Source organism: Derxia lacustris (assembly GCF_002105195.1).
Lineage (GTDB): Bacteria > Pseudomonadota > Gammaproteobacteria > Burkholderiales > Burkholderiaceae_E > Derxia > Derxia lacustris.
The window spans coordinates 204,251-218,156 of record NZ_MUHU01000050.1; the positions used below are offsets into that span (position 1 = coordinate 204,251).

The window sequence follows — 13,906 nt, forward strand, 5'->3', positions numbered from 1 at the left end:
GCGGCGGAACCGCAAACCGCGGCTTGGCTCTACCCTCGCGAGCCGGCGCGCCGCGCCGCAACATCCGCTCCCTTTCCGCCCGGCCCATGACCGCGATCCTGCCTGCCCGACTCCCGTCCCCTCATTCACACCGCGCGCCCGGCTGGCTGCGACTGGGCCTGCGCGACAGCTGGCGCGACTGGCGCAGCGGTGAGTTGCGCGCGCTGGCCTTCGCGGTGCTGATCGCTGTGGCGGCGCTGGCCTGCGTGGGCTTTGCCGCCGACCGCATCCGGCTGGCGCTGGAGACGCAGGCGGCCCAGCTGCTTGGCGGCGATGCGGTGCTGTCGGCCGACCATCCGCCACCACCCGCGCTGGCCCAGGCGGCGCGCGCCGCCGGACTGGCCACGGTCGATGTGGCGCAATTTCCGTCGATGGCGCTGGCGCATGACGACAACCCGGCGATTGATCCGCGCAGCCTGCTCATCTCGCTCAAGGCGGTGTCGGGCGGCTATCCGCTGCGCGGCAGCCTGCAGACGCGCGATCTGGTCGGCCCGGCCGCCAGCGTGCCGGCGCCGGGCAGCGTCTGGATCGATCCGCAGGTGGCCAGCGCGCTCGATGTGCGGCCGGGCGACCGCATCACGCTTGGCGAACGCCGGCTGCTGGTGGCCGGCCTGCTGCTGCTCGAACCCGACCGTGGCGCCGGCTTCGGCATGCTCGCGCCGCGCGTGCTGATGCGCATCGAGGACCTGCCGGCGACCGAGCTGGTCCAGCCCGGCGCGCGGGTCGGCTATCGGCTGCTGGTGGCCGGCGATGCCGCCCGGGTGCGCGATTGGGCCGATGCCGCCCGGCCGCAGCTCGCGCGTGGCGAGAACCTCAACGCCATCGCGGCAGTCGGCGGCGACAGCGCGGCCGGCGAGGGCGGTGGCGCGGCCAATGTGGGCATGGACCGGGCCCAGCGCTATCTGGGGCTGGCGGCGCTGTCGGGCGCGGTGCTGGCCAGCATCGCGATGGCGCTCGGCGCGCGCCGCTTTGTCGAGCGCCGCATCGACACGGTCGCGGTGCTGCGCTGCCTGGGCGCGACCCGGCCGCTGGTGCTCGGCGCCATGCTGGTCGAGTTCGCGCTGGTCGGGCTGCTGGCCGGCCTGGCCGGCGTGGCGCTCGGCTATGCGGCGCATCTGCTGCTGATCGAAAGCGTGCTGCCGCTGGTCAGCGTGGCGCTGCCCCAGCCCTCGGTCTGGCCGGCGCTGCGGGCGCTGGCGGCCGGCGCGGTGCTGCTCGCCGGCTTTGCGCTGCCTGCGCTGCTGCGGCTCGGCGAGGTGAGCCCGCTGCGCGCGTTGCGGCGCGAACTCGCCGTGCCGCAGGCGCCGGTGCTGCTCACGCTGGCGCTCGGCGCTGCCGCCTATGCGGCGCTGATGGTGTGGTTTGCCGGCGGCCTCAAGCTGGGGCTGATGGTGGCCGGCGGACTGGCGGTGGCGCTGGCGCTGTTTGCCGGGCTGAGCTGGCTGGCGCTGCGCGGCGCGGCTGCGGTTGGCGCGCGGCTGGCGCCGGGGCGGGTGGCCTGGCGCTTTGCGCTGCTGGGCATGGCGCGCCGGCCCGGGCCGACCGTGGTGCAGATCACCGCGCTGGCGCTCGGCCTGTTTGCGCTGCTGCTGCTCGGCATCACCCGCAGCGATCTGGTCGACAGCTGGCGCCGCACCGTGCCGGCCGATGCGCCCAACCGCTTCGTCATCAATCTCCAGCCCGAGCAGACCGAGGCCTTCAACGCCGCGCTGCTGCGCAACGGCCTGCCGGCGCAGGAGCTGCAACCGATGATCCGCGGCCGGCTGGTCGCCATCGACGGCAAGCCGGTCAAGCTCGACGACTGGCCCGACGACCGTGCCCGCCGGCTGCTCGACCGTGAGTTCAACCTAAGCTCGCGCAATGACCCACCCAAAAACAACGTCATCAGCGAGGGGGCCTGGGCCAAACCCGGCACGACCGAAATCTCGGTCGAGGCCGGGCTCATGAAGACGCTCGGCCTCAAGCTCGGCAACACGCTGCGCTTCGACATCGGCGGGCAGATCGCCGAAGGGCGCATCGGCTCGGTGCGCAAGCTGGACTGGAACTCGATGCGGGTGAACTTCTTCGTGATGTTTCGGGCGCCGCAGCTCGACGACATGCCGCGCAGCTACATCGCCGCGTTCCAGATGCCGGCCGACCGCGACATCGGGCCGCGGCTGGTGGCCGAGTTCCCCAACATCACGCTGATCGATACCGGCGCCGTGGTGCGCCAGATCGCGGCGATGGTCGACCAGCTGATCGCGGCGGTGCAGTTCCTGTTCGCCTTCACCGTGATCGCCGGGCTGCTGGTGCTTCAGGTCGCCATCGCCAGCACGCTCGATGCGCGCATGACCGAGGCGGGATTGCTGCGCGCGCTGGGCGCGACGCGCAGCCAGCTCGGTCGGGCGCAGGCGCTGGAACTGCTGCTGACCGGCGGACTGGCCGGGCTGCTGGCGGCGCTGGCGGCCGCCGGCATGGCGGCGGTGCTGGGGCGCGAGGTGTTCGACCTCGACACGCGGTTTCAGGCCGGCGCGGTGGCGATCGGCGTGGCGCTTGGCGCCGGGCTGGCGCTGGCGGCCGGGGCGTGGTTGATGCGCGGGGTGCTCAACCGGCCGCCGCTGGAGAGCTTGCGCGGCTGACGCTGGCTTGGCAGCGCCCGGTCAACCCAGCAAATAGCCACACCAGCTCGCGCTGGCAGTAAATGAAAGCCGCGCGCCGCCCGTCACTTCGGTGAATGCGTCGACGCGAAATTCCAGCTCCGCCGGCATCGGCCAGGCCTGGGTCTGCGCCTGCAACTTGATCGCTTCGACCAACTGCCGACTGAGCGCGACGGCGTCGAAGCGTTCGCAAGGCAGCAGCGCGACCGGCATGCGCATGACTTCCCCGGTTGGCCCGAGCGTCTGGCAGAGCGTGGCTTCGAGTCGCAGGTACTGAGCATCGGCGGCGGGGAGGGCGGTCAGCCAGCCGGTCAGGGCTATCGCCAGATCGGAGGCGGCAAGGCGGGTCGGGGCGGACGTCATGGGCGGTCTCGGGCGGGAGAGAAGGAAGGAGGCGGGCACCATCCAGTCTGAACCCCGACTACCCTTGCGCGCTTCCACCGCCGCCCGCTTCCGATCCCAATGCGCACTCCCGCCCTGCCGCAACTCCTGCCGCCGCACTGGCTGCTCACCGGTTCCTGCCTGATCGCCTTGCTGCATTTCGGGCGCGAGGTGTTGCAGCCGCTGGCGCTGGCGGCGGTGCTCAGTCTGGTGCTGTCGCCGCTGATCCGGCGGGTGCGGCGGCTGGGCCTGGGGCATACGCCGGCGACGCTGGTGTCGGTGCTGCTGGCCGGCGCGGTGCTGGCCTGGGCCGGCATTGCGCTGGCGGTGCAGGTGGCGGCGGTGGTCGCCGATCTGCCCGGCTATCGGGAGGGCATCCGCATCAAGATCGAGCAGGTGCGCGAGACCACTGTGCGCCCGTTCGAGCGCTGGGAGGCCGATCTGATCCGGCTGGCTCCGTCGGGTGCCGGCGCCGGCACGGAGGCGGCGCGCGCGCCCGGCCTGACCGGCGCGCCGGCGCCGGGGCAGACGCAGCAGCCGGTGCCGGTCCAGATCCGCGAGCCGCGTCCGACGCCCAGCGAAGCCTTGTCGCGGCTGCTGGCGGCGCTGTCGGGGCCGCTCGGCATGGCCGGCATCGTGCTGGTGCTGACCGTGTTCATGTCGCTCGAACATGAATCGCTGCGCGACCGCATCCTGCGTCTGACCGGCGAAGCCGAACTGGCCAGCACCGTGCAAGCGCTGGCCAATGCGGCGGAAGGCGTGTCGCGCTTCTTTGCGACGCAGTTCGTCGTCAATTTCTGCTTTGCGGTGGTGCTGGGGCTGGCGCTGTGGCTGCTCGGCGTGCCGCATGCGGTGCTGTGGGCGGCGCTCGGCGGGCTGCTGCGCTTCGTGCCCTATGTCGGCATCCTGGTCGCCGGCGGGCTGGTGGCGCTGTTCACCGGGGCGGTCGCGCCGGGCTGGGCACTGATGTTCGCGAGCGTCGCGGTGCTGCTGCTGCTGGAACTGCTGCTGGCGCATGTGATCGAGCCGCAGGTCTATGGCCACAGCAGCGGCCTCACGCCGCTGGCGGTGATCGTGGCGGCGCTGTTCTGGGGCGCGCTCTGGGGACCGGTCGGGCTGCTGCTGTCCACGCCGCTCACGCTCTGTCTGGTGGTGGCGGGGCGGCATGTGCGGGCGCTGGCGCCGATCGCCATCCTGCTCGGCGACACGCCGGGCAGCAGCCAGGGCCAGCGCTTTTACCAGCGGCTGCTGGTGCGCGATACCGACGCCATCCTGCGCGACGCCTGTCTCTATCTGCGGCGCGGCAGCATCGCCAAGTATTGCGACCACGTCCTGCTGCCCGGAGTGGCGCTGGCGGCGGCCGATTACGGCGCCGGGCGCATCGGCGCGCCGCAGCGCGAGCAGCTGCGCGCCACCATCACCCAGCTGGCGGCTACGCTCGGCGAGCTGCCGACCGGCGGCGGGTTCTGGCGCCGGCGCGCGACGGTGTCCTTCATCGATGCCAGCATCGGCGCCCATCTGCGCCGCATGCGCGAGGAGCGGCTTGGCCGCTGGCAGGGCTCGCTCGATGTGCCGGCCGGCTCGGTGGTGATCTGCGCCGGTTTTTCAGCGGAGCGCGACGAGCTGCTGACCGAGCTGCTGGTCTGGTCGCTGCGCAGCGCCGGCGTCGATGCGCGCAGCGTGGCGCTCGACCGGCGCGGCGAGACGCCCGAAACCGACAGCGGCAATCTGGTTTCGACCGTCTTTCTCACCTGGCCGCAGCCGGACCGGCTCGACGACTGGCAACAGACCTGCCGGGCGCTGCGGCAGGAACTGCCGCGGGCACTGCTGGTGACGGTGCGGCCGACGCTCGACGCCAGCCCGGCCGACGAGAGCGCCGCCGCCGGCAGCGTGGATCTGGTGCTGCATTCGTTCTCGGAGGCGGTCGCCTTCGTGCTCGATACGCGCGCCGGCGCTCAGGCATCCAGCTCGGGGTAGTGGCGGAAGATGCCGCCCTCGCTGAACGCGATCCGCCGGCCGCTCTCCAGATAGGCCTTGATGCGCGGCCGGGCGGCGACCGCCGCATGCAGCGCGACCACCTTCGGGCATTCGGCCAGGGCGCGCGCCGTGGCCTTGGGATAGGCGAAGCTCAGCCCCTCGACCAGCTGGAACAGCGACAGATCGGCATAGGTCAGCGCGTCGCCGATCAGGAATTGCGGGCCGGCCGGATTGCGCGCCATCAGCGTCTCGAACCAGCGCAGGAACTTGGGGATGCGCGCCTCGCGGAAATCGATGGCGCGGCGCTGGGCCTCGGCGCGCTGGTCCTCGGAATACAGGCCGGCCGAGACCGGGTGATGGCTTTCATGCGCCTCGACCACCGCGTCGGCGATGGTGAGCTGCACCTGATGGGTCCAGAGCCGGCTCGGCTCGTCCTTGGGCGCGAGGCCGTAGTGCTCGCCGATCCACATCAGGATCAGCGCGCTCTGGCCGATCACCCGGTCGCCGACGCGCAGGAAGGGCGGCGCGAACGGCGGCCGCTCCACTTCGGCGCCATCGAGCCAGTGGGTGATGGACGGCACGCCGCGGCCCTGGGTCTCGTTGCCGGCGCCCATCTCGATGTATTCGACGCCGGCTTCCTCCAGCGCAAGCCGCACGAATTCGCCGCGGCCCTGCACGCCGGGCCAGTAGAACAGTTCGAGTGCCATGTCTTCTCCTCTTGGTAGCTTGTGATCGTTCGGTCTCCGCCCGCCAGCATGGCCGGCCGGGGCGCGCGGCGTTGTCATGAATTGCGCCCGCTTAACGCGGCAATCGGCGGGTTCGCGGCGCGCGTGCGGCAACGGGCAGCGGACGGCCAGGCGCGCGGCCGGGCGGCTGCGGGCGGCTAGAGTCTGGCCGGCCCGGACTTGCCGGGCGCAGCCCTTTCACTCGCAGCCCTGCCATGACCGATTTCCTGCTCGCCGCCGTCCTCGTCCTGTTGCTTGCCGTGCTGATCGCGCTGGCGCTGCTGTTGCGCCGCGCCGGCGGCGGGCCGGCCGCGCTCGCGGCGCTGGCCGCGTCGGAGGCGGCGGCCGAGCAGCGCGCCAGCCAGCTCGCCGGCCGGCTTGAACTGATCGGGCGCGGGCTGGAACGCACCGAGCGCGAACTGCGCGACGCGGTCGCCAGCAGCGCCGGCCAGCAGCGCAATGAGCTGGGCCAGCGCATCGCGCAGTTGCAGCAGCTGGTCAACGCCCAGCTCGGCGTACTGGCCGAGCAGCAGCAGACCCGGCTGCGCGACCTGGGCGAACAGCAGCACGCCCGCCTGCGCGAGATGACCGAGACGCTTGAACGCAAGGTCGGCCAGCTCCAGGCCGACAACGGCCGCCGGCTCGATGAAATGCGCCAGACCGTCGACGAGAAACTCAACGCCACGCTCCAGGAGCGGCTCGGCGAAGCCTTCCGTCAGGTGAGTGAGCGGCTGGAGCGGGTGCATCAGGGCCTGGGCGAGATGCAGACGCTGGCCCAGGGCGTGGGCGACCTCAAGCGCGTGCTCGGCAATGTGAAGACGCGCGGCAATGTCGGCGAGGTGCAGCTCGGCGCGCTGCTCGACGATCTGCTGGCGCCGGAGCAGTTCGCGCGCAACGTCTGCACCAAGCCCGGCTCACGCGACGTGGTCGAGTTCGCGCTCAGGCTGCCCGGGCGCGGCGAGGCGCCGGTCTGGCTGCCGATCGACGCCAAGTTTCCGGTCGAGGATTACGAGCGGCTGCTGGCGGCGCAGGACGCGGCCGATCCGGCGGCGGCCGAGATCGCGGCCAAGGCGCTGGAAAACCGGCTGCGGGGGGAGGCGCGCTCGATCGCCGACAAATATCTGGCGCCGCCCGCCACCACCGACTTCGCGATCCTGTTTCTGCCGACCGAAGGCCTCTACGCCGAATGCCTGCGCCGGCCCGGTCTGGCCGAGGAGTTGCAGCGCAAGCACCGCATCACCGTGGCCGGGCCGACCACGCTGGCGGCCATGCTCAATGCCTTGCAGATGGGCTTTCGCACCCTGGCCATCGAGCGCCGGTCGAGCGAGGTATGGGCGCTGCTCGGCACGGTCAAGACCGAGTTCGGCAAGTTCGGCGATGTGCTGGCGCGCAGCAAATCGCAGTTGCAGACGGTGCTCAACACCATGGATGCGGCCGAGGTGCGCACCCGCGCCATCGAACGCAATCTGCGCGAGGTGCAGGCGGTGCCGGTCGACGGCGCCGCTGCGCCGGGCCTGCCGGAGTAGGCAGGGCGCGCGCAACCGCTTGCGACGCATCAGCACGGCTGCCTTGCGCCGGCAGCATCATCGTTTTCATGAAGCCTTCAATCCCGCCCGCCCGCGACTGGCATGCCGACGCACCGCCCGCCGCCACCGCCCGGCTGCAAGTCGATCCGGCCACCGGTCTGAGCAGCGCCGAGGCCGCAAGCCGGTTGGCCCAGCACGGCCCCAACACGCCCACGGCTGCGCCCGGCACGCCGGCCTGGCGCCGGCTGCTGGCGCAACTGCTGTCGCCGCTGGTGCTGGTGCTGATCGCGGCCGGCGTGGTCACCGGCTGGCTCGGCGAATGGGTCGATGCCGGCGTGATCCTGGGCGTGGTCGCGGTCAATGCGGCGGTCGGCTTCCTGCAGGAAGGCAAGGCCGAGGCGGCGCTGGCAGCGCTGGCGCGCGCGGTCTCGGCCGAGGCGACGGTGCTGCGCGATGGCGCGCGCTGCCGGCTCGATTCGGCAGGGCTGGTGCCGGGCGACATCGTGCTGCTGGCCGCCGGCGACAAGGTGCCGGCCGATCTGCGCCTGCTGCATGGCCGCGAGCTGCGCGCCGCCGAAGCCGCGCTCACCGGCGAATCGGCGCCCGTCGGCAAGCATTGCGCGCCGCTGGCCGCCGACACGCCGCTGGCCGAGCGCCGCAACATGGCCTACGCCGGCTGCCTGGTGGTCGGCGGCCAGGGCAGCGGCGTGGTGGTCGCCACCGGCGACGCGACCGAAGCCGGCCGGCTGTCGGCGCTGATCGCCGGCGCCCCCGATCTGGCCACGCCGCTCACGCGCCAGATCGCCGCCTTCACGCACAAGCTGCTGCTCGCCATCGTCGGGCTCACGGTGCTCACGTTTGCCGTCGGCATTGCGCGCGGCGAGCGGGCGGTCGACATGTTCATCGCGGCAGTGGCGCTGGCGGTCGGCGCCATCCCCGAAGGGCTGCCGGCGGCGGTTACGGTCACGCTGGCCATCGGCGTGGCGCGCATGGCCCGGCGCCGCGCCATCGTGCGGCGGCTGCCGGCGGTGGAAACGCTGGGCAGCACCACGGTCATCTGCACCGACAAGACCGGCACGCTGACCGAAAACGCCATGACCGTGCGTGCGCTGCTGGTGGCCGGCAGCCAGCGCAGCGTGACCGGCCAGGGCTATGCACCCGAAGGCGAACTGACCGGCGCCGCCAACCCGGCGCTGCACCGGCTGCTGCTGGCCGGCGTGCTGTGCAACGACGCGCGGCTGCGGCGCGAGGATGAGCGCTGGTGCGTGGTCGGCGACCCGACCGAAGCCGCACTGCTGGTGCTGGCGCGCAAGGCCGGGCTCGACGACGCCGAGCTGCGCCACGCCCATCCGCGCCGGGACGAGCTGCCGTTCGACTCGGCGCGCCAATCGATGGCGACGCTGCATCGTCTGGAAGACGCGCCGCAGCTGCTGGCCAAGGGCGCGCTCGAAAAACTGCTGCCGGCCTGCGCGCGCCAACTGGCCGCCGACGGCAGCGCCGTGCCGCTCGACGCCGCCGCCCACGACGCGATCCAGCTTGCCGCCGCGCGCATGACCGGCGACGGCCTGCGCGTGCTGGCCTTTGCACAGCGCGCCTGGCCCGAGGCCGACGCCGCGCCGCTCGCCGACGCCGCGCTCGAACGCGACCTCGTGTTTCTGGGCCTCGTCGGCATGATCGATCCGCCGCGTGCCAGCGCCCGCGCCGCCGTCGCCGCCTGCCATGCCGCCGGCATCGACGTGAAGATGATTACCGGCGACCACCCCGGCACCGCGCTCGCCATCGCGCGCCAGCTCGGCATCGTCGATGACGAGCATGCCGGCGCGCTCACCGGCCGCGACCTCGCGCGGCTCGACAAGTACGCGCTCGGCGACGCCGCCGCCCACACCCGCGTGTTCGCGCGCGTCGAGCCCGAGCAGAAGCTGCGGCTGGTCGAAGCGCTCCAGGCGCGCGGCGAAGTCGTGGCCATGACCGGCGACGGCGTCAACGACGCGCCGGCACTGCGCCAGGCCGACATCGGCATCGCCATGGGCTGCGGCGGCACCGAGGTGGCCAAGGAAGCGGCGGCCATGGTCCTCACCGACGACAACTTCGCCACCATCGAGGCGGCGGTGGAGGAGGGCCGGTCGGTCTACGACAACCTGGTGCGCTTCATCCTCTGGACCGTGCCGACCAACATGGGCGAGGGGCTGGTGATCCTGGCCGCCATCGTCGGCGGCACGCAGCTGCCGATCACGCCGCTGCAAGTGCTGTGGATCAACATGACCACCGCCGTGCTGCTCGGCATGACGCTGGCCTTCGAGCCGGCCGCGCCGGGGCTGATGCTGCGGCCGCCGCGCAAGCCCGGCAGCGCGCTGCTCGACGGCCGGCTGCTGTGGCGCACGCTGTTCGTGAGCGTGCTGCTGCTGGTCGGGGCGTTTGGCGGCTTTGAGTTGGCGCTGCGGCTTGGCCGCCCGGTCGACGAGGCGCGGACGATTGCGATGAACGTGTTTGTGCTGGTCGAAACGGCTTATCTCTTCAATTGCCGCGCGGGCGGGCGCGGCAATGCCTGGGTAATGCGCGGCGTGCTGGCAATGCTGGGATTGCAGGCGGCGATGACTTATTTGCCGTGGTTCAACCGCATTTTCGGCACAGCGCCGCTGGGGCTGGCGGAGTGGGGCGCGATGGCGGGGTTTGCGATGTTGTGCTGGGGGATGGTGGAGATTGAGAAGCGGCGGTTATGACTGCCGAGGGAAGGCGATTCGTGTGGGCTGTACGCATGGCGCCGACAACATGCCAAATCTGATGGCAATCATCGGGCCGTATCGCCAAACTGCTCAAATTGCCACGCCCAGAAATGCGTGCTAGAGCAAGTGTCCATACCAATTACATCCAATTAAAAGCGCCGATGATACCGAGCCGTTTTTTCCTGCTGACCTTCGATCCCGCCGTAATCGTCGCCCCAGATTTATCGGCAGCATGAAATGCCAAAATTTGCTCGGCAAGATCGATACCAACTTGCAAAACTTTCATCGATTCCCCTTTTGAAAGGGCACGCGATAACTATGAGAATCTCATGACGGTAGGTAGTGCCATTTAGCGGCTTCTGTGCCCAGCTTCAGGGCTGAGAAGTTCCTTTCCTTCATTAGACATTATCTATCGTTTGCGTATGACCGTCATTACTCCGCTGGCCGCAATCTCCGATACATTTCATAAGCGAGTCTGCCCCCTCTATTCATTCGATATTGCGGGCAAGCCCTTTCTTATTGGATCATCGGTGCCATTCTTGGTTGGTGAAGATGCGTTCCTGCTAACAGCCGCCCACGTCTGCTTCGACAAGAGGTGCCAGCCGGTTCCATTATTTACGTGGGCAGATATGACACCTGTTTCACTTACCCACCGGCGCGTTGCGTGGAACTACTTGGCTGGCAAGACACCAGATACAGATGTTGCCTTGATTGCCCTTTCAAGATCTGACGCCGCAACCCTCAAAGACAACTACTGGTTCTCCGATATCAGTTCCGTGTCTACAACTAGGCCAAAAACACCGGGCGTGCACTACCTACTTGCTGGTTATCCTTTCGCTCAAAACAAGGTCACAACGACCTGCATGTCCCCCCCTGCACTGGCGACACACTTGATCACGGGGCATATTGAATCGCTCAAGATAACCAAACTTCGCGACAAAACCCATGAGTGCCACTTCGCTTTGGCATTCCCTGCAAGCCCACTCACCGACCTGAATGGCAAGTCGTTTCGTATTCCCAAGCCTCAAGGCATGAGTGGCGGCGGAGTGTGGCGCTTGAACATTGACACTGTTAGTAAGGAGGCATCGACGCCACAGCTGGTAGGCATCGGCATTGAATGCCATGTAAGTAAGAGTTCTCGTGTGTTCATAGCGACGCGAGTTCAAATTGCTCTTGCCCTCGCGCCAGACTTAGCGCGTCTTTCGTAAAATGCTACGAGCAAGACCATCAGTGACGCTTGACCCCACATCGAGTAGGCGGCTTTGAACTGGCTAAGCTAGCTAAAAGCCATCGCTCATGTCGAACATTAGGCCTCACAAACAGACCCCTCCCGCGCAGATGCAGCCCAAGTCCAAATCCGCGCTTCACGCGAAGAAGTACGAACCAATCAAATTAGTTGAGATGTTCAGACTCGCCGCCGAGTTACGGGCCCGGATGATCGCTGGCGGATTCACCGATAACGGCGGCGCGATCCATAGCGCCGAGCGAATCCTGAACATCCTTGGGTTGCGGCTGTGCTATCCGGAACTGTCCCACATCCAAAATCTTTGCACGTTGAAATATGCACCGTTCTCAGAGGATGCGCTAGTTGCTCATGAGTCAGGACAGAAGGTCTTGATTGAACATGTTAATCCACATCGAGCATTAACTCGACTTGCTATTGAAAAGATTGAGAGTGGTGTAACTGACCCAGAGTTTCTGGACTTCGTGCGAACTCATTTCCAGCTCGCACTTCTCACCAAAGACGAGACTACTAGGCTGAACAAACTTAATCGGTCGCGAATTGATTCAGAGCGTCTTTCTAGAGCCGGCATTCAACTCGTCAATCATGAAGATAACGACTCCCATTTCGCAAGTGAAGCCTAAACCCCTATTCTGCATTCACCCAAATTACCACGTCGCTTGAGCAAAAAATATCAGTGAAATTCGAAAGAAGCTTCGGAGGTTGCGTCTATCGAGAAGCTTCTATAATTTCCCAGCGCTTATGATCGCTCTATTTGCTGCCAACGCTCTTATTCTTCCGTTGCCCAGTCAATCGCTATGCGCTTTTCAAACTCACTCTCGTTCGCAATGACCGATAAAGTGCGATAAATTGATTTTTCGGCGCAAGAATTTCACTCGCAATTAACTTTCAATCCCCCGGAGCCACCGCCACCGCCTGCAACGTAATCCCGTCATGCCGGATTCCGTCATGCATGCGCAGCCGCTCCAGCCCCTGCCGAATCTCCTCGCGCGCCAGAAACCGCAGATGCGCCGGCAGATGGTCGAGGAAGCGGCCCCAGCTGCGCGCCTGGGCTGATTCGATGGCCGCATCGGCGCTGGCGAATACCGACGGCTCGGCCAGCGCATCGATGGTGTAGCTGGCAAAGCCGGCGCCATCGAGCAGCGCCGCCAGCTGGGCCTGATTGACCGGAAATTCCTCGGCCTCGGCAGGCAGCGGGTGGGCCGCGAAGGGCGCGCGCGCGAACACCACGCGCTTGATCTCGTCGACCGGATGCGGCCGATCGGCGCTCGGCGTGACGATGCCCAGCCGCCCGCCCGGCTTGAGGATGCGGCGCAGCTCGGCCAGCGGCCCGGCTTTTTCGGCCAGCTTGTGCAGCCCGCCGTTGAACACGATGGCGTGGAAGCAGCCGGCCGGAAAACGCCGCAGATCGGTCGGGGAGCCGACCTGGAAGCGCAGGTTGCGGCGTGAAATCTGCTGCGCCATCGAGATGCGCAGAGCCATCGGATCGAGGCCGAGCACATCGCCGTTCATGCCGACCATGCGCGCCAGGATGTCGGACAGCAGGCCGGTGCCGCAGCCCAGATCGAGCAGCGAATCGCCCAGATTGAAGTTGAGCGCCTCGGCGACCGCGCGGCCTTCGCGCACCGAGCGGTCGAGCGCGAGCTGTTCGTAATGACGGGCAAGGCTGGGCGTGGACATGGTTGGGGCCGGTGTCGGAAATGTCGGTTGCGATGCTGCAACCGGGCCATGCAGCAGTTGCCGTGCCTGCCGCTGCGTGTCGGTGTTTCTGGCCGGCTATCGCGCTCGCCGGGCCCGGTCAGCCGCGCGCCGGTCGCAGGCTGCGCACCCGGCTGGCGGCGGCGGGCCGGGCGGCCGAGCTGCCGGCGCCGGGCCGGCGCAGCGCAGCCTGAAGCCGGTCGCGCAAATCGTCGGCGCGGGCTTCGGCGGCGACGGCGCGCTCGGTCTGGGCCGCGAGCAGGCCGGATTGCGCTTCGAGCCGCGCGGTCAGCGCATCGAGCCGGGTTTGCAGCGCCGCGAGTTCGGCGCGCTGGCGTTCGGCGGCGCGCTCGCGGTCTTCGCGCGCATCGCGGGTGTCGGCTTCGGCGCGCCGGGCGGCCTCGCGCGCTTCGTTGAGTTGCAGCAGTACGTGCTTCTGCACGCCCTCCAGTCGTTCGGTGGCGCGCGCGAATTCCTCGCGGAAGGCGGTTTCGCGCGCGGCATGGTCGCGGTCGAGCGCGGCCAGCGCTTCGGCGTGGCGGCTGCGTTCGGCGGCGAGCGCGTCCGTCAGCTCGGTGCGTTCGGCGGCGGTCTTGGCTTCGGCGTCGAGCCGGCGGGCTTCCTCGGCGGCCAGCCGGGTGTCGGCGCGCGCGCGGCTGGCGCCATGCGCCTCGCGCTCGGCCGCGAGGTCGGCGCGCAGCAGCGCGATCTGGCCGTCGCGGTCGGCGAGGGCGCGGCGCAGTTCGGCCAGCTCGGTCTGCATGGCGTCGGCGCGCGCCTGGGCGGCGGCGCTGTCGGCCTGGGCCTGTTCCAGCGCCTGCGCAAATGCGGCGCGGTCTTCGTCGAAGGCCGCGCGGCCCTGATCGAGCGCGCTTTGCCACATGGCCAGCGCCGCCTGGGTCACGCCATCGGGCAGGGACGGCGCCAGCGCCGCGCCGCGCGCCTGCTCGTCCTTCCA

Annotated in this window: 11 protein-coding genes; 6 read left to right on the top strand and 5 right to left on the bottom strand. The window is 68.9% G+C overall.

Translation table 11 applies throughout. The features are described 5' to 3' along the window. The first annotated feature begins 86 nt into the window (after positions 1–86). Positions 87–2,657 carry an ABC transporter permease gene (locus B9P64_RS22555; RefSeq protein ID WP_139826476.1) on the top strand — a complete coding sequence of 857 codons (2,571 nt, stop codon included), beginning with the start codon at positions 87–89 and terminating at the stop codon, positions 2,655–2,657. A gap of 21 nt (positions 2,658–2,678) precedes the next feature. Here B9P64_RS22555 and B9P64_RS22560 read toward each other — a convergent pair whose 3' ends face one another. Continuing rightward, positions 2,679–3,038, bottom strand: coding sequence for a hypothetical protein (locus B9P64_RS22560; RefSeq protein ID WP_085318312.1), 360 nt, complete (start codon positions 3,036–3,038; stop codon positions 2,679–2,681). A 99-nt stretch (positions 3,039–3,137) separates the two neighbouring features. Here B9P64_RS22560 and B9P64_RS22565 point away from each other — a divergent pair, with 99 nt between their 5' ends. Continuing rightward, entirely contained in the window at positions 3,138–5,033 is a 1,896-nt protein-coding gene (locus B9P64_RS22565) for an AI-2E family transporter (RefSeq protein WP_085318313.1), read from the top strand. Here the strand turns inward: B9P64_RS22565 and B9P64_RS22570 are convergent. Next, positions 5,012–5,740, bottom strand: coding sequence for a glutathione S-transferase (locus B9P64_RS22570; protein ID WP_085318314.1), 729 nt, complete (start codon positions 5,738–5,740; stop codon positions 5,012–5,014). The genes B9P64_RS22565 and B9P64_RS22570 overlap by 22 nt on opposite strands. A gap of 233 nt (positions 5,741–5,973) precedes the next feature. On the opposite strand from B9P64_RS22570, the gene rmuC reads away from it, so the two are divergent. Then, positions 5,974–7,284 (top strand): DNA recombination protein RmuC, encoded by a 1,311-nt coding sequence (rmuC, locus tag B9P64_RS22575; RefSeq protein WP_085318315.1) that lies wholly within the window; start codon positions 5,974–5,976, stop codon positions 7,282–7,284. Between the two features lie 68 nt (positions 7,285–7,352). Then, on the top strand, positions 7,353–10,004 hold the full coding sequence (locus B9P64_RS22580) for a cation-translocating P-type ATPase (protein ID WP_085318316.1): 2,652 nt from the start codon (positions 7,353–7,355) through the stop codon (positions 10,002–10,004). Positions 10,005–10,146: 142 nt separating this feature from the next. Here B9P64_RS22580 and B9P64_RS25910 read toward each other — a convergent pair whose 3' ends face one another. Continuing rightward, positions 10,147–10,293: a hypothetical protein gene (locus B9P64_RS25910; RefSeq protein ID WP_176256935.1), complete on the bottom strand. Its 147-nt coding sequence runs from the start codon at positions 10,291–10,293 to the stop codon at positions 10,147–10,149. Between the two features lie 136 nt (positions 10,294–10,429). Between B9P64_RS25910 and B9P64_RS24750 the strand changes: the two genes are divergently transcribed. Together B9P64_RS24750 and B9P64_RS24755 are read left to right on the top strand one after the other, a co-directional pair. Next, complete coding sequence (locus B9P64_RS24750) at positions 10,430–11,215, top strand: hypothetical protein (protein ID WP_139826477.1); 786 nt, start codon at positions 10,430–10,432, stop codon at positions 11,213–11,215. Between the two features lie 130 nt (positions 11,216–11,345). After that, positions 11,346–11,873 carry a hypothetical protein gene (locus tag B9P64_RS24755; protein WP_139826478.1) on the top strand — a complete coding sequence of 176 codons (528 nt, stop codon included), beginning with the start codon at positions 11,346–11,348 and terminating at the stop codon, positions 11,871–11,873. A gap of 265 nt (positions 11,874–12,138) precedes the next feature. On the opposite strand, the gene B9P64_RS22585 is transcribed toward B9P64_RS24755, so the two are convergent. Beyond that, positions 12,139–12,930, bottom strand: a complete 792-nt coding sequence (locus B9P64_RS22585; RefSeq protein ID WP_085318317.1) for a class I SAM-dependent methyltransferase — start codon at positions 12,928–12,930, stop codon at positions 12,139–12,141. Positions 12,931–13,048: 118 nt separating this feature from the next. Continuing rightward, on the bottom strand, positions 13,049–13,906 hold an 858-nt coding region (locus B9P64_RS22590), incomplete at its 5' end, for a coiled-coil domain-containing protein (protein ID WP_085318318.1).